We start from the raw sequence: 220 nt of genomic DNA on the forward strand, positions 1-220 counted from the left end.
TTACTTCTATTAATTTCTTTTTGTCTTCTTCATCTACACTTTTATCATCAAAAAATAATGTTTCTTTTTTAACTACATCATTCAATTCTACAAATTCTTCAATTTTAGCACCTGCTAAATTCATTATATTTATTTTATCTAAAGAATCAACTTCACAAATTCCAGCTAAAACTTTTATTGATGTTTTATAACTTTCACCATCTTCTATACTTTTAATATT

1 protein-coding gene is annotated in these 220 nt (G+C 22.3%); it reads right to left on the bottom strand.

The genetic code is table 11. From position 1 onward, the window contains the following. Window positions 1–220 (bottom strand): hypothetical protein (locus tag AYC60_RS08865; protein ID WP_197416923.1); only part of this gene is annotated, 220 nt, incomplete at both ends.

The organism is Streptobacillus felis, from assembly GCF_001559775.1.
GTDB classification, from domain to species: domain Bacteria; phylum Fusobacteriota; class Fusobacteriia; order Fusobacteriales; family Leptotrichiaceae; genus Streptobacillus; species Streptobacillus felis.